This window comes from Flavobacterium ustbae (assembly GCF_003946915.1).
In the GTDB taxonomy this organism is placed as follows: domain Bacteria; phylum Bacteroidota; class Bacteroidia; order Flavobacteriales; family Flavobacteriaceae; genus Flavobacterium; species Flavobacterium ustbae.
Window position 1 is genome coordinate 364168 of record NZ_RPOC01000003.1, and the last position, 16535, is coordinate 380702.

The 16535-nt window shown below is 34.2% G+C and carries 17 protein-coding genes; 15 read left to right on the forward strand and 2 right to left on the reverse strand.

Features of this window, described 5'->3' with window-relative positions; genetic code table 11:
* Positions 1 to 16: 16 nt before the first annotated feature.
* From EG814_RS07235 to moaA, 15 genes are all read left to right on the forward strand, one after another.
* Entirely contained in the window at positions 17 to 1609 is a 1593-nt protein-coding gene (locus EG814_RS07235; protein WP_125720385.1) for a magnesium transporter MgtE N-terminal domain-containing protein, read from the forward strand.
* A gap of 30 nt (positions 1610 to 1639) precedes the next feature.
* Positions 1640 to 2689 (forward strand): MFS transporter, encoded by a 1050-nt coding sequence (locus EG814_RS07240; protein WP_125720387.1) that lies wholly within the window; start codon positions 1640 to 1642, stop codon positions 2687 to 2689.
* Between the two features lie 85 nt (positions 2690 to 2774).
* On the forward strand, positions 2775 to 4991 hold the full coding sequence (locus tag EG814_RS07245) for a molybdopterin oxidoreductase family protein (protein WP_125720389.1): 2217 nt from the start codon (positions 2775 to 2777) through the stop codon (positions 4989 to 4991).
* Positions 4992 to 5009: 18 nt separating this feature from the next.
* Positions 5010 to 5579 (forward strand): 4Fe-4S dicluster domain-containing protein, encoded by a 570-nt coding sequence (locus EG814_RS07250; protein ID WP_125720391.1) that lies wholly within the window; start codon positions 5010 to 5012, stop codon positions 5577 to 5579.
* Positions 5580 to 5589: 10 nt separating this feature from the next.
* Entirely contained in the window at positions 5590 to 6102 is a 513-nt protein-coding gene (locus EG814_RS07255) for a QcrA and Rieske domain-containing protein (RefSeq protein WP_125720393.1), read from the forward strand.
* A gap of 15 nt (positions 6103 to 6117) precedes the next feature.
* Complete coding sequence (locus tag EG814_RS07260) at positions 6118 to 6366, forward strand: DUF6755 family protein (RefSeq protein WP_125720395.1); 249 nt, start codon at positions 6118 to 6120, stop codon at positions 6364 to 6366.
* 164 nt (positions 6367 to 6530) lie between these two features.
* Positions 6531 to 7703, forward strand: a complete 1173-nt coding sequence (locus tag EG814_RS07265; protein ID WP_125720397.1) for a molybdopterin molybdotransferase MoeA — start codon at positions 6531 to 6533, stop codon at positions 7701 to 7703.
* Positions 7704 to 7892: 189 nt separating this feature from the next.
* Complete coding sequence (locus tag EG814_RS07270) at positions 7893 to 8639, forward strand: sulfite exporter TauE/SafE family protein (protein ID WP_125720399.1); 747 nt, start codon at positions 7893 to 7895, stop codon at positions 8637 to 8639.
* Positions 8640 to 8856: 217 nt separating this feature from the next.
* Positions 8857 to 9429 (forward strand): molybdenum cofactor guanylyltransferase, encoded by a 573-nt coding sequence (locus EG814_RS07275; RefSeq protein WP_125720401.1) that lies wholly within the window; start codon positions 8857 to 8859, stop codon positions 9427 to 9429.
* 5 nt (positions 9430 to 9434) lie between these two features.
* The gene (cobA, locus tag EG814_RS07280; protein WP_125720403.1) at positions 9435 to 10223 is read left to right on the forward strand and encodes a uroporphyrinogen-III C-methyltransferase; all 789 of its coding nucleotides are present in this window, start codon (positions 9435 to 9437) and stop codon (positions 10221 to 10223) included.
* A gap of 2 nt (positions 10224 to 10225) precedes the next feature.
* Positions 10226 to 10465, forward strand: a complete 240-nt coding sequence (locus EG814_RS07285; RefSeq protein WP_125720405.1) for a MoaD/ThiS family protein — start codon at positions 10226 to 10228, stop codon at positions 10463 to 10465.
* Between the two features lie 11 nt (positions 10466 to 10476).
* Positions 10477 to 11550: a HesA/MoeB/ThiF family protein gene (gene moeB / locus EG814_RS07290; RefSeq protein WP_125720407.1), complete on the forward strand. Its 1074-nt coding sequence runs from the start codon at positions 10477 to 10479 to the stop codon at positions 11548 to 11550.
* A gap of 175 nt (positions 11551 to 11725) precedes the next feature.
* The gene (locus tag EG814_RS07295) at positions 11726 to 12157 is read left to right on the forward strand and encodes a molybdenum cofactor biosynthesis protein MoaE (RefSeq protein WP_125720409.1); all 432 of its coding nucleotides are present in this window, start codon (positions 11726 to 11728) and stop codon (positions 12155 to 12157) included.
* Between the two features lie 9 nt (positions 12158 to 12166).
* On the forward strand, positions 12167 to 13081 hold the full coding sequence (gene moaCB, locus EG814_RS07300; protein WP_125720411.1) for a bifunctional molybdenum cofactor biosynthesis protein MoaC/MoaB: 915 nt from the start codon (positions 12167 to 12169) through the stop codon (positions 13079 to 13081).
* Positions 13068 to 14075, forward strand: a complete 1008-nt coding sequence (gene moaA, locus EG814_RS07305) for a GTP 3',8-cyclase MoaA (protein WP_125720413.1) — start codon at positions 13068 to 13070, stop codon at positions 14073 to 14075. Before moaCB ends, moaA begins: the two co-directional genes overlap by 14 nt.
* 79 nt (positions 14076 to 14154) lie before the next feature.
* On the opposite strand, the gene EG814_RS07310 is transcribed toward moaA, so the two are convergent.
* Both EG814_RS07310 and EG814_RS07315 read right to left on the reverse strand, forming a co-directional pair.
* Positions 14155 to 14787, reverse strand: coding sequence for a hypothetical protein (locus EG814_RS07310; RefSeq protein ID WP_125720415.1), 633 nt, complete (start codon positions 14785 to 14787; stop codon positions 14155 to 14157).
* A 142-nt stretch (positions 14788 to 14929) separates the two neighbouring features.
* A complete protein-coding gene (locus tag EG814_RS07315; RefSeq protein WP_125720417.1) occupies positions 14930 to 16360 on the reverse strand; it encodes a rubredoxin in 1431 nt (476 codons plus the stop codon).
* Positions 16361 to 16535 lie beyond the last annotated feature (175 nt).

Consider the following 16535-nt stretch of genomic DNA (forward strand, 5'->3'; position numbering starts at 1 on the left):
TTAAAAATTGAAATAAATGAAAACTTGGTTAGACAAATGGAATCCTGAAGATGACGCGTATTGGAATGCTGACGGAGGTAAAATTGCATGGAGAACTTTGACAATAACAACGATTACGCTCGTATTGTCATTTGCCTCTTGGTTTATGATGAGTGTAATTGCTGTAAAATTGCCCGGTTTAGGATTTAATTTTTCAAAAGATCAGCTTTTTTGGCTAACCGCAATTCCGGGATTAGCAGCTGGTTTTTTAAGAATCATTCATACATTTTTATTACCGATTTTTGGAACACGCCACATTATATCTTTTGCGACGGCGATAAAATTAATTCCTGTAATCGGAATTGGATTTGCAATTATGAATGTAAATACTCCTTTTTGGGTTTTTGCAGTTTTGGCTTTTACAACAGGTTTTGGCGGAGGAGATTTCTCTTCGTATATGCCAAGTACAAGCTTGTTTTTTCCACAAAGATTGAAAGGGACAGCTTTAGGAATTCAAGCAGGAATTGGAAATTTTGGAGTTTCACTAGCACAATTTGTTACTCCTTTGATTATTAGTGTCGGAATTTTTGGTGCATCAACGGTTTTCACCAGCATTGATCCAAAAGAGACTGTAGCAGTTTTTCAAAATACTCCAGTCGAAAAACAAAAAGAAGTTTTTGCAGCTCTAGATACTGAAGTGCAGAATAAAATACTTTTGAATGTAAAGAAAACTGTTATTGATTCTGTACAAACAGCAGTAAACTCAAAAGATAATGTGATCGTATTTACTTCACTACCGGTTAAAGCAAAAGCAAAAGCCATTGCTAATGCAAATCCGAAATTAGCGGAGAGAATTTTAAATACTATACAAAGCGAAAACACAGCTGTAAAAAACAAACCAATATATCTACAGTCGGCTGCATTTTGGTATGCACCATTTTTAATTATCATGGCATTGGTTAGCTGGTTTTATTTAAAAAGTATACCGATGAAAGCTTCTGTAAAAGAACAGTTGGATATTTTTTCAAATAAGCATACTTGGTATTGTACCGTAACTTATGTCATGACATTTGGAACTTTTGCAGGGTTATCTGCTGCTTTTCCCTTAATGATTAAATTTTTATATGGAGATTTTCCAAATGCACCAGACCCATTAGTTTATGCATTTTACGGACCATTAATTGGTTCTGCCAGCCGAATTGCGTTTGGATTCGTAGCAGACAAGGTTGGTGGTGCGATTTTGACAACTGTAACTGGTTTAGGAATTTTAGCTGGAGCAGTAATTTTAATAACTCAAGGTTTGGTTGCGCCAACAAGTTTAGATCAATTTCCACTTTTTGTAGCCGTAATTCTGTCTATGTTCTTTTTCACTGGAGTTGGAAATGCAGGGACTTTTAGACAATATCCAATCATTTTTAAAGAAAATCCTCGTCAGGCAGCAGGAGTAATTGGCTGGACAGCAGCAATTGCCGCTTTTGGACCTTTTATCTTTTCTAAGTTAATAGGAAATAATATTTCTGCTAATGGTACTGTAAACCAGTTTTTTATTGGTCTTGCCATTTTTGCCATCTTAGCGACAGGTATTAATTGGTGGTTTTATAATCGCAAAAATTGTGAAAAACCAAGTTAAAAAAGCAATCATTAAAATTTTCAATTAAGGATGAAAAATAAAACCTTTAATACCAAAGCTTTATTAGTAGCGACTCTTGTATCTGCGCTTACAATTGTATTTGTTTTTTTAGGATCAAGACAGCTGCAAAATTTTGATGCGGCGTTAGTAACTTATCTATTCGGAACCATATTTGCATTCTTCGGAATTGTTTATCGCTATACAGTTTGGCTGCAGCGTCCTCCGACTTGGATGTATTTCAAAAGAAGTCTCAAATTCCTTTTTACCGGAAAAATATTCGCTCATTTATGGTTTTTAGGAAAGGAATCTGTTCAGAATATAGTGCTTCAGAAATTTATTTATCCGAGAAGTAAATACCGCTGGATAGCACATTTTTGTATTGCAATAGGATGTTTATCGGCCTTTGCTATAACAATTCCATTAACTTTTGGATGGATTCACTTTACATTGGCGCCCAATTCCATTTCGATCTACGAAGCTCATTTTTTCGGATTTAAAATGATGGATTTTCAAATCAATTCCTTTATGGCATTTTTGATTTTTCATGCTCTAAATTGGTCTTCATGGTTGGTTATAATTGGTTCAGTTTATTATTTAAGAAGAAGATTAACCAATCCGGGATTAATAGCGACGCAGACATTTGAAGGTGATCTTTTGCCACTGATTTTATTAATTGCAATTTCTGTTACAGGTTTGTGTTTAACGTATTCTTATCAATTTATGAAAGGCTTTGCGTATGACTTTCTGGCTGTAATTCATGCTGTGACAGTAATCATGTTTTTGATCTGGATTCCGTTTGGGAAATTCTTTCACATTATTCAGCGTCCAGCACAAATAGGTGCGCATATTTATAAGCAGGAAGGAATTAAAAAAGGTATGGCTGTTTGTCCTCATACAGGAGAACAATTTGCAACAAAACTTCATATCGACGATTTAAAAATAGTAACCAAACAATTAGGTTTCGATTTTACCCACGAAGACGGAACTTCTCATCTTGATTTAAGTCCCGAAGGAAAAAGATCCCGACTAGCTCAAGCACACCTAAAAGCTAGAGTAGGAGGTGGAAATTTATTTGGATAGGAAAAAATAGTTTCAGGTTTCAGGTTTCAAGTTCCACACAAAACTTGAAACTTGAAACTTAAAACAAAACAAACTAAAATTAGACATGGCAAAACTACCAGTAGAAATAGAAAAAATTATAGATATTTTTGGACCACATAAAAACTATGCTCCCGTTGATGGTTATGTTGGAAAAGACGAACCAGATGAGGTTGTAAAAACGCATTGCTGTTTTTGCGGCATGCAATGTGGGATAAAATTATTAGTTAAAGAAAACAAAGTCGTAGGTTTTGAACCCTGGATGGAATTTCCTTTTAACGAAGGGCGTTTATGCCCAAAAGGGGTGCAGCGTTATCTGCAAAATAATCATCCCGATCGACTTTTACATCCGATACAAAGAGTAGAAGGCAAAGGTTTCGAAAAAGTTTCTTGGGATGATGCCATGGATAAAACCGTTTCTGAAATCAAAAGAATTCAAGAAAAATACGGGAAACATGCTTTTTCTATGCTATCGGGAGTTTCGCTTACGAATGAGAAAAGCTATTTGGTTGGAAAATTTGCTAGAGTCGCTTTAAAAACCAGAAATTTAGATTACAACGGAAGACTTTGTATGGTAAGTGCCGGTGCAGGAAATAAAAAAGCTTTTGGTTTAGACCGTGCATCAAATAATTATTCAGATTTAGAATATGCTGAAGTAATTATTGTGACAGGAGCAAATATCAGCGAAACATTTCCAACTTTAACGCATTGGATCTGGAAAGCTAGAGATCGGGGAGCAAAACTCATTGTGGTCGATCCGCGTGTTATTCCATTGGCAAGAACAGCCGATATTCATCTCGATGTAAGACCAGGAACAGATTCGGCTTTATATGGAGCGATGCTTAAATATTTGGTAGATCACGATATGCTGGATCATGATTTTATTGATAATCATACTTCGGGATTTCAGGAAACAATTGATGCTGTAAAAGACTATACTTTAGAATGGGCAGAAGAAATTACGGGAATTTCTAAAGAAAAAATTAAAGCAGCTGCCGAATTGTGGGGAAAAGCAAAAACAAGTTTCTTGCTTCACGCCCGAGGAATTGAACATCACTCAAAAGGTGTTGATAATGTGGTGGGCTGTATCAATCTGGTTTTAGCAACTGGCAGAATTGGAAAACCTTATTGCGGTTACGGAACGATTACCGGACAAGGAAACGGACAAGGGGGTAGAGAGCACGGTCATAAATGCGATCAATTGCCAGGAAACAGAGACATTGAAAATCCAGCGCACCGACAATATATTGCTGATGTTTGGGGAATCAAAGAAGAAGATTTACCACATACAGGATTAACTGCTTATGAAATAATTGAGGCGATTCATCGAGGCGAAATCAAAGGATTGATTTCACTTTGTTTTAATCCGCTGGTTTCACTTCCAAACAATAATTATGTTCGTTCTGCTCTTGAAAAATTGGAGTTTTACGTCTGTATCGATTTCTTTTTGAATGAAACTGCTCGCCATGCTGATATAGTATTAGCTGGATCTTTACAGGAAGAAGAAGAAGGAACTACAACTTCTGCAGAAGGTCGCGTTATTAGAATTAGGCAAGCTGTAACACCACCGGGAGAAGCAAGAACAGACACTTCTATTTTATTGGAAATTGCTGAAAGATTGGGAGAAAAAGACAAATTTACCTATCAGAACAGTGAAGAAATTTTTAATGAATTGCGTGTTGCCTCAAAAGGAGGAACAGCAGATTACTTTGGGATTAGCTATAAAAAAGTAGAAGATAACATGGGCATTTTCTGGCCATGTCCAACAGAAGACCATCCTGGTACACCAAGATTGTGGGAAGATAGAAAATTTAAAACACCAGATGGGAAAGCGCATTTTAATCCTGCGCCATATAAACTGCCAGGCGAAGTTACAGATGTTGAATATCCGATAACTTTAACAACAGGACGCGTTGTCTCGCAATATTTAAGTGGTACGCAGACTAGAAGAATCGGAAAACTGGTAGATCAGTTTCCTGAGCCAATGGTGGAGATTCACCCAGAAATGGCAATGAAATATGGGATTAAACAGCGAGAATTAGTACGTGTGTCAACAAGAAGAGGAGAAGGAATTTTTCCTGCCAATATTGTAGAAACGATTAGAAAAGATACCGTTTTTATTCCGTATCACTGGCCTGGACATAAATCAGCCAATCAATTGACGCCGGGAACTTTAGATCCAATTTCTAAAATTCCTGAATTCAAAGTTTGTGCCTGTCAATTGGATCCGCAAGGAACAATTGCGCCATCAGCCAACGAATCTGAAGCTTACGCAAGTGTATAATCTATAAAAAAGAACTTAATGAATTTAACCAATTTTAATACAAGCGAAGAGTTTTTTGTAGATATGCAACGCTGTATTGGCTGTAAAGCCTGTGAAATGGCTTGTGCTGAATGTGAAACAAATGGTCAGCAGACCTTGATAAGTGTAAATTATGTAGATCGTGCATCGACCATTCAAACAACGGTACAGGTTTGTATGCATTGCGAAGACCCAGTTTGTGCGAATGTTTGTCCAGCAGATGCCATTTCTCAGGATGAATTTGGAGTTGTACATACAGCAAGCACAGAAAGATGCATTGGCTGTTCCAACTGCGTGATGGCATGCCCATTCGGAGTTCCGAAAAAAGTCGAAGAATACGATTTGATGATGAAATGTACTATGTGTTATGATAGAACAAGCGTTGGAAAAAAACCAATGTGTGCAACAGTTTGTCCGAGTGGTGCTTTATTCTACGGAACAAGAGAACAAATAGAAGAAATGAGACCGAACAGTACACCAATCAATAATTTCATTTTTGGTAAAGAAAAAGTGAAAACGAAGGTCAATATCATGATGCCAAAAGGCAGTACAGAATTAAGAATTTATTAAATGACGAGTCATGTCTAAAGAAGATAATTTAAATCAGAACTGGAAAAAAGATTTTCCAATAAAAAAACAAGAATCAACTCAGGTCAGCCGACGCGATTTTGCTAAATTCTTAACTTTTGTTTCGGGAGGATTAATGGTTGGAAGCGGATTTGTTACTGCCAAAGCCTTTTTATTGCCTAAAGAAGAAGTAGAAGGAGAACATTTTATCTGCAATAAAGAAGATATTCCTGTTGGAGGAACAAGAGGTTTTGTTTTAGAAGGAAGTACGATTCCGTATATTCTGATTCATTTAGAAAGCGGAGATTTTAGAGCTTATGAACAAAAATGTACGCATCTTTCCTGCTCCGTATTCTACAAACCTGGAACAGGAATTATACATTGTCCTTGTCATGAAGGATCTTTTGATGCAATGACTGGAGATGTACTTGCTGGACCACCACCTCGTGCCTTGCCTCAATTAGAAGTATTTTTTAAAGAAAATGCCGTTTTTGTAAAAGCATTAATCGAAAAAAAAGACAGTTAATTTAAAACTTGAATTATGAGTACGTTTAGAAAAAGCCAGAATAGCGCAAACCCAAATAAGCTGAATAATATACTTTCGACTTTGATTTTTATTTTAATTCTTAATGTCAGCATTCAGATTTGGCTTTTGTATGCTTCTTTGAATAATGCATTAGATAATAATAAAGAAATTTTAATTCCTGCTTTTATAGCTTCTGCGATTTTATTTTTTATTGGTTTCTCGTGGTTATATTATCTTCCCAAAGGAAATTTTAGAAGGAAATAAAGCGAATTCTTAAATTAAAATAGCTATTTTGTTTTTTTCTAAAAGATTTGAAAATAAATATATTAAATTTATAATTCTAAAATAAAATTAGAAGCAAATAGAAAGTAAATAAGTAAAAATACTTATATTTGTATAAGTATTTTTTGCTTTTAATAAATAGCATAATGATTAAAGTTGAAGAAGCCATCGCTATTATTGAGGCAAATAGCACAAAAATGTCAACAAAACAGATCGCTGTTAGTAAAGCGTTAGGATACATATTAGCAAATAAAGTAATTTCGCCAATAAATATGCCGCCATTTCGTCAATCAGCGATGGATGGATATGCTTTTAAACACAGCATTCGACATCAATATGATATAGTTGGAACTTCGCAAGCAGGAGATCATTCGAATATAAAATTAAAAGCAACAGAAGCAATTCGAATTTTTACTGGCGCGTATGTTCCTGACGATGCAGATACTGTGGTCATGCAAGAACATGTTATGGCAAGCAAAGAGTCTATTCTAATTGCTACAATGCCCGAGAAGCAGGCAAATGTTCGTTCGAAAGGCGAACAGATTGAAAAAGATCATGTTGTTTTTGAAGCCAATACTTTGATAACTCCTGCAGCAATTGGATTTTTGGCATGTTTAGGAATTACAGAAGTTGAGGTTTTTAAAAAACCAAAAGTGGCTATTTTGGTTACAGGAAACGAATTAGTTGCACCAGGAGAAAAACTTAAAAAAGGAAAAATTTACGAAAGTAATTCTATTATGTTGGAGGCAGCGCTTCAAACAATCGGAATTGAAAAAACGAAACTATACAGAGTAAAAGATAATTTAAAAGCGACTAAAAAAGCCTTAGCAGCAATTTTAAAAAAGAATGATATTGTTTTGATTTCGGGCGGAATCTCAGTTGGAGATTATGATTTTGTAAAAGAAGCTTTATTGCAAAATGATGTAAAAGAGCTTTTCTATAAGATAAATCAAAAGCCAGGGAAACCGATGTTTTTTGGTTCTAAAAATGAAACTTTGGTATTTGCGCTTCCAGGAAATCCTGCTTCATCTTTGACAAATTTTTATATTTATGTAGTGCCAGCGGTTAAATATAGAATGGGTTTTACAGCAATTCATAGACCAAAAGTAGTTCGAAAGTTAAATTCGGAGATTAGAAACAACACAGGAAAGACCTTGTTTTTGAAAGCAAAATATGATGAAACAAGCGTAACAGTTTTAGATGGTCAAAGTTCTGCAATGCTGAATACATTTGCTGTGGCAAACAGTTTATTGATTGTTCCTGAGAATGTTGAAAATTATGAAAAAGGTCAAGAGGTCGTTTTGTTGCCAATTGATTAGCTTTTTTTGAGTCAAGAATAAAGAAAATAGAGAAAAGAATATAGATTTTATGGTGGATGATGTTAAGCGCTGTATAAATAAAAACATATAGCCAGCAATTTAGTTTGTCATTTCTGTAAAGGAGAAATGACAACACTACGGAGCAACTGAAACTTTAAACCTGAAACTTTAAACAAACAACAAACAAGAATGAACATACTAAGTTCTGAAAATATAGTCCTATTTAGTTTTGCTTTAATCGTAATTGCTTTTTTATATTCAAGTGTCGGTCACGGCGGAGCATCTGGATATTTGGCTTTAATGAGCATTTTTGCATTTCCGATTTCTATTATGAAACCATCGGCTTTGCTTTTGAATTTATTTGTTTCGAGTATTTCATTTTGGTTTTATTACAAGAATAATTATTTCAAACCCAAACTGTTTTATCCATTTGCAATTGCCTCTATTCCAGCTGCTTTTATTGGTGGATTTATAACTTTAGATAATACGATTTATAAAATAATTTTAGGCATTGTATTGGTTTTTGCAGCATTGAGATTGTTTGGTGTTTTTAATTTTAAAGAAAAAGAAGAGATAAAAATAAATCTTCCGTTTGCATTGGCAATTGGTTTTGCGATCGGATTATTGTCTGGAATGTTAGGGATTGGCGGCGGAATTATTTTGAGTCCGATTCTTTTGTTTTTAGGATGGGCGAATGTAAAAGAATCGGCGGCGATTTCGAGTTTATTCATTTTTGTGAATTCGTTTGCAGGAATGATGGGATTCTTTTTAGGAGGAAAAACAGTGCCAATGGAAAGTTTTTACTTAGTTCCAATTGCTATTGTAGGAGGAATGTTGGGAGGCTTTTACGGAAGCGGTTCTTTTTCTAACAGAACATTAAAAATGGTATTAGGAACTGTGATTTTAATGGCAAGCATTAAATTGATTTTTCCTTAAAAAAATAAAATTAACCGCAAAGCACGCAAAGTTTTTGTTAATTGTTAATGCGGTTTATAAATATAAGCAAAGTTCGCAAAGCTTTGTGTTGATTTAGCTTTGCGAACTTAATTTTTAAACAACAATGAATAAATAAAACTTAGCGCACTTTGCGGTAAAAAAATTTCTCATTTCAACTTGAAACTTGAAACAAAAGAAAACCTGAAACAAAAGAATTATGAAAACACTAACAGTATTTATTCTTTGCGGTGGAAAAAGCACCAGAATGAAGTCAGAAAAAGGATTGGTTTTGTTTCAGGATAAACCATTCATAGAGCATATCATTCGGGCGATTTTACCAATTACGGATCAAATTAAATTGATTACGGCATCAAAGGAATATGATTATTTGCAATATGAAAAGATTCCAGATCTAATTGAAGATAAGGGGCCGTTGGGAGGAATTTATACTGCATTATCATATTCTGAAACTGAGTTTAATTTGATCTTAAGCTGTGATATCCCTCTAATTTCAACCGAATTATTGCAGGAATTAATTTCAAAACATACCAAAGAAGCAGGAATAACGGTTTTTGCTTCCGAAAGTAAAACACATCCGTTAATCGGAATTTATTCTAAAAATATTGTTCCAGTTATCAAAGAAGCAATTGATTCGAATGAATTAAAAATGATGGATTTGCTGGCTAAATTGCCGCATCAAATAATCAATATCGAAGAAAGCGAAAACTTTCCTTTAACCAATATTAATTCGGCAGACGAATTAAACGACCTGAATATCAATTTAACTTAAAGACTATGCGAAATTTTAAAACACCAAAATTGACGATTGTAGGCGCAGGCCCCGGCGATGTTGAATTGATCACGCTTAAAGCAATTAAAGCTTTAGAAAGCGCCGATGTGGTTTTGTACGATGCTTTGGTAAATGAAGAATTACTAGATTATGCGTCAAATGCAGAAATTGTTTTTGTTGGAAAACGTTTGGGATGTCATGCTTATACGCAAGATCAAATTAACGAATTGATTGTTTCAATGGCAAATCGTTACGGGCATGTCGTGCGTCTAAAAGGAGGCGATTCGTTTGTTTTTGGAAGAGGCAGTGAAGAAATTGATTATGCGGTAAAATTTGGATTACAAACAGCTGTCGTTCCAGGTATTTCTTCGGCATTGGGCGTTCCGGCTACTTCGGGAATTAGTTTGACACAGCGACAGATTGCTGAAAGTTTTTGGGTTATTACAGGAACCACTTCGGATCATAAATTATCAAAAGATATTCATTTGGCTTCAAAATCGGCAGCAACTGTGGTCATTTTAATGGGAATGCATAAATTAGAAGAGATAATTTCGATTTATCAAGAAAACAGAACTGACGACCTTCCAATTGCAATTATTCAGAATGGAACGAAAAATTCAGAACAAAAAGTAATAGGCACTATTAGTACAATTAGTAAATTGGTATCCGAAAAAAATATTTCGTCGCCTGCCATTATTGTGATTGGTGAAGTGGTGAAAAATACATCAAAACTGACGGAATATTTTCAGGAGCATTTTGATGATGAATTTATTTTTCAGAATTTAAATTTATAAAAATGGTTGAGGTTAAATACTTTGGAGCTGTCGCTGAAAAAACAAAATGCGAATTCGAAAAGTTATCTTTTTCGGAAGAATTATCATTGCAAAAACTTTTGAATGATTTAAACGAAAAATATGAATTTGATTCACTGACTTTTAGCGTTGCTGTGAATCAGAAAATAGTTTCTAAAGCTTCAGATTACACTTTGAAAACGAGTGATGTCGTGGCTTTGTTACCTCCATTTGCAGGAGGTTAATTAAAAAAATAATGAAAGAATCAACGAGATATAACCGTCAAATCATTCTACCTGAAATAGGAAAAGAAGGTCAGTACAAATTATCAAAATCAAAAGTTTTGGTTATTGGTGCTGGCGGTTTGGGCGCTTCAATTTTACCTTATTTAGCTGCGGCAGGAGTTGGCGAAATTGGAATTGTTGATGATGATACAATCGAAATTTCAAATTTGCACCGTCAGGTTATTTATAAAACTTCGATCGTTGGAAAATCTAAAGCGGAAGAAGCCAAATACATAGTTTTGGAATTAAATCCTGAAATAAAAGTGGAAGCTTTTGCTGTAAAATTATCGGGAGAAAATGCTATTTCGTTGTTCGAAAATTATGATATAATCGTTGATGCAACAGATAATATTTCGATTAAATATTTAATAAATGATGCATGTCTGGTTACCCATAAGCCAATGGTTTACGGATCGATTTTTAGATTTCAGGGGCAGGTTTCGGTTTTTAATTACCAAAATGGACCAACGTATAGATGTTTATATCCGGATGAAAAATCGAACGCCTTAAATTGTGAAGATGCCGGCGTAATCGGTATTACGGTTGGAATTATTGGAATGCTTCAGGCAAATGAAGTAATCAAAATAATTCTCGGAATCGGAACAGTTTTAAGCGGAAAAATATTGGTTTATAATATTCTCAATAACGAACAGCAAAAGTATGATTTTGAGAAAAGTTCAGATTTTGTAATTACAAAAGAAGATTTTGATAGCAAATACAATTCATTTGAAAATCAAGTTGAAGAAATCAATTTTGAAATTCTCTTGAATGAAATTGCGAATGATGAGGTTCTTTTTTTGGATGTTCGGAATGAAGACGAATTACCAAAAATAGAATTTAAAAACAGCATCCAGATTCCGTTATTGAATTTAGAAAAGGAAATTGAAAAATTGGGTAAAAATCAGATAATTTACGTTTTCTGCCAATCTGGAATTAGAAGTAAAATTGCAGTTGAATTGTTTAATAAAAATCAATTTTCAAAAGTAAAAAGCATTACTGGAGGAGCTTTAGCAATGAAACAATTATTAAAAGAAGAAAAGATATAGCCACAGATTATATGGATTAAAATGATTTTTCTGTGCGTGGATTTTTTGCCACGAATTACACGAATTTTCGCGAATTATAAAATTAAAATTAAAAAATTATTGCAATTTGTGTAATTCGTGGCAAAAGAAAAATCCACATAATCTGTGAAATCTGTGGCAAGAAAAAAATAAAAAAATGAGTAAAAATGTATTTGTAGAAGGCCCAATTTCTCCAGAATTTATTGCAAAATCGATTGCCAAACATCAATCGAAACATACTATTGGAGCGCATAATATTTTTCTAGGACAAGTTCGTGCCGATGTTATTCACGATAATACTGTCGTAGCAATTGACTATTCGGCATATAAAGACATGGCAAATGAAGCTTTGCATGCCATTCGAGAAAAAGCTTTTGCTAAGTTTGATTTGACCTGTATGCATATTTACCATAGTTTGGGCGTTGTAAAAGCAGGCGAGATTTGTTTATTCGTTTTTGTATCGTCAACACGACGCAAACAAGTTTATGAAGCAACAGAAGCCATTGTAAATTGGATAAAAACCGATGTGCCGATTTTTGGTAAAGAAATGTTTGAAAATGATACATTTACTTGGAAACAAAATACCTAATAAATTAAAATGGTAGATATTACGCATAAAATAAGCACACTAAGAGAAGCAACCGCAACGGCAATTGTAAAAGTCAGCAGACTGGAAACAATTGAGGCTGTGGAGAAGAATCTAGTGCCCAAAGGAAATGTTTTGGAAATGGCAAAAACAGCTGGATTATTTGCGGTAAAAAATACGCATTTGTCTATTCCGGATTGTCACCCGCTTCCAATCGAATTTACTTCGGTTCATTATAAAATTGAAGGGTTAGAAATTCATATTATTTTTAAAGTAAAAACCGTTTACAAGACTGGAGTTGAGGTTGAGGCCATGCACGGAGCTTCTATTGTAGCGTTGACGATGTACGATATGTTGAAACCGATTGATAAAGAAATCGAAATTTCGACTATTAAATTAATTAATAAAGAAGGCGGAAAATCATCTTTCAAAAATAAATTTTCTAATGTAATTAAAGCTGCGGTTTTCGTTTGTTCCGATTCGATTTTTGCGGGAGATAAAGAAGATAGATCTGGAAAAGTTATTGTGGAGAAATTAGATTCGTACGGAGTTGAAACTTCTCATTATGAAATTATTCCAGATGAACTTGATATTATTCAGGAGAAAACTCAAGCTTATGCTAAAGAAAATCAATTAGTGATTTTTACAGGTGGAACTGGTTTGTCTCCAAGAGATGTTACGCCTGAAGCTTTGGAACCAATATTAGAAAGCAGAATTCCAGGCATTGAAGAAGCTATAAGAAGTTATGGACAGCAAAGAATGCCATATGCCATGTTATCTAGAACGGTTGCAGGAACTTTAGGCAAAACAGTTGTCTTGGCTTTGCCAGGATCAACAAATGGAGCAAGGGAATCTATGGATGCAGTTTTTCCGCATCTTTTGCACATTTTTCATATTTTAAAAGGAAAAAATCATGACAGCCTCTAATACTATTTTGACGGATGGTTTTGGGCGCAAGCATAATTATCTGCGCATTTCATTGCTGGAAAAATGCAATCTGCGTTGTACATATTGCATGCCTGCCGACGGAATCGCGCTTTCTCCAAAAGCCAGTTTAATGACGGCTGATGAGATTTTTGCAATTGCTCAGACTTTCGTGAAAAATGGTGTTGACAAAATAAGATTAACGGGAGGTGAGCCTCTGTTGAGAAAAGATTTTCCTGAAATTGTGTCTAAATTAGCAGATTTGGATATTTCTCTTTCCTTAACAACAAACGGAATATTAATTGACCGATATATAGAAGTTTTAAAGCAATTTAAAATCAAAAAAATCAATTTGAGTTTAGATACTTTAATTGCGTCTAAATTTCATTCAATAACACTTAGAAATCAGTTTGAAAAAGTAATTGACAATCTGCATTTGCTTTTGAATAATGATTTTATTGTAAAAGTAAATGTGGTTTTAATAAAAGGTTTTAATGAAGATGAAATTATAGACTTTGTTAAATTAACCCAGTTTTTGCCAATTTCTGTACGCTTTATTGAGTTTATGCCTTTTGCTGGAAATGAGTGGGATAGGAGCAAAATGGTTTCGCAAAACGAAATTCTTTCTCAGGTTTCGACTCTTTTTTCATCAGAAGAAATTCAAAAGTTAGAAGATGAAAAGAACTTCACTTCAAGAAATTATAAAATAAAAGACTTTCAAGGTGACTTCGGAATTATCAGTTCTATCACCAACCCGTTTTGTGACAGTTGCAACCGCATCCGCTTGACGGCAAACGGAAAAATTAAAAATTGTCTCTTCTCCAATTCAGAAACTGATTTGCTGACTGCTTTTAGGAATGGAGAATCTATTGAAGAATTGATTTCAGCATCTATTAAAAACAAGAAAAAAGTACGCGCAGGAATGGTAAGTGTTTCTGAAATGGATGATCCTGCTTTGCACTTTGATAATCGCAGTATGATTGCGATTGGAGGGTAATAAAAAAAAGAACCCAAAGGATTCTTTTTAAGTCTTCCAAATTGGAATTTGGAATTTAAAATATTGGAATTTTCAACTCCTATTTTTTCTTTTTAGCTTTAGCCTTTTTCAAAGCTTTTGCTTTTTTTTCTGCAATTTTTTTAGCTTGAGCTTTTTCTTTTGCTTTTTTAGCTTTAGCTTTTTTCTTCTCGGCAGCTTTTAGTTTTGCTTTTTTTGCCTTTTCTAGTTTTTTAATAACAGCCTTAATTGCTTTTTCTCTTTTCTTTTCTTTCTCTTTTTTGGCTTTTAGTTTAGCTTTAAGCTTTGATTTTATATCGTTTTTCTCTTTACCAATTTTTTCAACAGTAACAACTGGTTTATTTTCTTCAAAAGGGACTGGGATATCTTCGGTTTTTATTTCGACAATTTCAGAAACGATGGGTTCTGTTTTTGCAGGTGCTGTGGTCGCTTTTTTGACAGTTGCTCTCGGCGTTGTTTTAGAAGCAGCTTTTACTGGTGTCTTTGCCGCAGGTTTAACCGTTGCTTCAGGTGCTTTAGCAGCAGTGGTTCTTGATGCTGGGGTCTTTGTTGCGGTAGGTTTTGTGGCAGTCCTAGTTGTTCTTCTAACGGTTGTTTTTGTTTCTGGTTGAATTTCTGTAGTATTTTCTACAGTTGTTTCTGCTGGAACATCAGAATCTTTTTCAGCAGATGGTGGTGTTGTTCTTTTTATCATAACTGTATTTTTAATTGAATAAATAGATAGTGCCAAGAAACTTTAAAGCTTTTTCGAGGTGTTTTGCTTTTATGGAAAATTCTTAGTTAAGCTAAATATACGCAATTTTTAAATACAAAACACCACACTTTTATAGAACTCATTAATTTTCAACAGCTTCTAGAATTCTAAAATTACTTTTTGGCGCTTCACAAAGAGAACAGCAGTAATTTTCAGGAAGATTTTCGAATAAAATCCCTTTTGTAATTCCCTGAGTTTTATCTCCATATTCCGAATTATAGAGTGTTAAGCATTCCTGACATTGATAAATATCCAGTTGTAGTTTTTCTTTTTTCTGAGGATTTTCAGCCATTTCTGATGCTATATTTCCGAGTTCTTCAAAATATTTTCGGCTCAATTCAATCAATATTGTAGGAAGCTCAAGTTTATCAATATCTTGTGAATGTACGATGTATTCGCGCGTATTTGGATCGAAATTCCTGGCAAACAAAACATTATAAGTATCTCTGATTTTAATAGATTCTAAAGCGGCTGGAAGCTCGTTTTTTTCAATAACAATAGAAGTAAAATAATGTCCGTCGCGATTGTATTCGGAAATTCCGAAATTCAAACCGTATGTGCTGATATCAAATTGATCTAAAGTACGAACAAGAAACGTTTTTAAATTCAAAGCCCATTCCATAGCAACAGGAAGATGCCAATTTAGTTCTAATAAGGAATGGCGAACGTTGATTCCTCTTTTACCTAAGAATTTTTCCCATTCTAATTTTCTATTTTTTGGAATTCCTTTTATAATAAAAGATTTCCAAGGGGTAATACAGATTTTGCCAATTTTGCATTCAAAACATAAATCGCACATTTCCTTTAGAAAATTTAAATCGTAAAGATTATTTCGCCAGTATAACCCCAGCCAATATTGATCGATTCCCATTCTGTTCATGCCTTCGTAATATGGAAACGGATAAAAAGGAATATTCAATGCTTTGTCAATTGTTCGGTTGTTGGTATCCAAAGCGTCGCTTACCAAAGTAAATAGCATTTCGATGTCTACAGCATCTTCTTCAGAAATTTTTTCGATTTCGTAATAAATTTTTGCCAAATCCCAACTGTAAATTAAAACAGGATACACTTCCATTTTGTCCCATTTAGGAAGACGAATATATAGATACCAATAATCTTCATGATCAGAAGCTATAAAATTTAAATGTCCTGTAAATAGAGGAACCAATTGCTGTTTTGGATCTGTAATATTGACTTTTAACTTAGGCTGTTCTTTGAATTCTTCTAGAACGTACAAAAATCGATTTCCTGTTAGCCAATTGGTATTTCTAAAAATATCGGTCGAAACGTAAGAAGAAACGATATTGTTACCGCTTTTTTGATCCGGATAAACAAAATGATGTCTGCCAAAATCTACTTTGTCAAAATTATTCAGTCCTTTTGGGAAAATAATGTCTTGTCTGGACCCGAAAGAAATAGAATCTAAACCTTCATCTAAAGCTATATTTACTACTTCGCGTAATTCACCTGGCGATATTACGCCTCCTTTTACTATTAATCTTGTTAGTTCCATTTTTCTGATTGTTTCAAGTTTCAGGTTTTCTTTGTTTCAAGTTGAAATGAGAAAAATATCCGCAAAGATTCTGTGTTGATTTCCAATTTAAATCTTATTTTTTTTTTAATTTTGTTTTTCAAGACAGTCTTTGAGCTAGTCTCTATAGCGTGTTAAGCCTTATGTGCTTTCACGC

What these genes read in the sequence shown, in the direction of transcription:
- EG814_RS07235 (WP_125720385.1), top strand. Translation starts at nt 17, where the DNA reads ATGAAAACTTGGTTAGACAAATGGAATCCTGAAGATGACGCGTATTGG.
- EG814_RS07240 (WP_125720387.1), top strand. Translation starts at nt 1,640, where the DNA reads ATGAAAAATAAAACCTTTAATACCAAAGCTTTATTAGTAGCGACTCTT.
- EG814_RS07245 (WP_125720389.1), top strand. Translation starts at nt 2,775, where the DNA reads ATGGCAAAACTACCAGTAGAAATAGAAAAAATTATAGATATTTTTGGA.
- EG814_RS07250 (WP_125720391.1), top strand. Translation starts at nt 5,010, where the DNA reads ATGAATTTAACCAATTTTAATACAAGCGAAGAGTTTTTTGTAGATATG.
- EG814_RS07255 (WP_125720393.1), top strand. Translation starts at nt 5,590, where the DNA reads ATGTCTAAAGAAGATAATTTAAATCAGAACTGGAAAAAAGATTTTCCA.
- EG814_RS07260 (WP_125720395.1), top strand. Translation starts at nt 6,118, where the DNA reads ATGAGTACGTTTAGAAAAAGCCAGAATAGCGCAAACCCAAATAAGCTG.
- EG814_RS07265 (WP_125720397.1), top strand. Translation starts at nt 6,531, where the DNA reads ATGATTAAAGTTGAAGAAGCCATCGCTATTATTGAGGCAAATAGCACA.
- EG814_RS07270 (WP_125720399.1), top strand. Translation starts at nt 7,893, where the DNA reads ATGAACATACTAAGTTCTGAAAATATAGTCCTATTTAGTTTTGCTTTA.
- EG814_RS07275 (WP_125720401.1), top strand. Translation starts at nt 8,857, where the DNA reads ATGAAAACACTAACAGTATTTATTCTTTGCGGTGGAAAAAGCACCAGA.
- cobA (WP_125720403.1), top strand. Translation starts at nt 9,435, where the DNA reads ATGCGAAATTTTAAAACACCAAAATTGACGATTGTAGGCGCAGGCCCC.
- EG814_RS07285 (WP_125720405.1), top strand. Translation starts at nt 10,226, where the DNA reads ATGGTTGAGGTTAAATACTTTGGAGCTGTCGCTGAAAAAACAAAATGC.
- moeB (WP_125720407.1), top strand. Translation starts at nt 10,477, where the DNA reads ATGAAAGAATCAACGAGATATAACCGTCAAATCATTCTACCTGAAATA.
- EG814_RS07295 (WP_125720409.1), top strand. Translation starts at nt 11,726, where the DNA reads ATGAGTAAAAATGTATTTGTAGAAGGCCCAATTTCTCCAGAATTTATT.
- moaCB (WP_125720411.1), top strand. Translation starts at nt 12,167, where the DNA reads ATGGTAGATATTACGCATAAAATAAGCACACTAAGAGAAGCAACCGCA.
- moaA (WP_125720413.1), top strand. Translation starts at nt 13,068, where the DNA reads ATGACAGCCTCTAATACTATTTTGACGGATGGTTTTGGGCGCAAGCAT.
- EG814_RS07310 (WP_125720415.1), bottom strand. Translation starts at nt 14,787, where the DNA reads ATGATAAAAAGAACAACACCACCATCTGCTGAAAAAGATTCTGATGTT.
- EG814_RS07315 (WP_125720417.1), bottom strand. Translation starts at nt 16,360, where the DNA reads ATGGAACTAACAAGATTAATAGTAAAAGGAGGCGTAATATCGCCAGGT.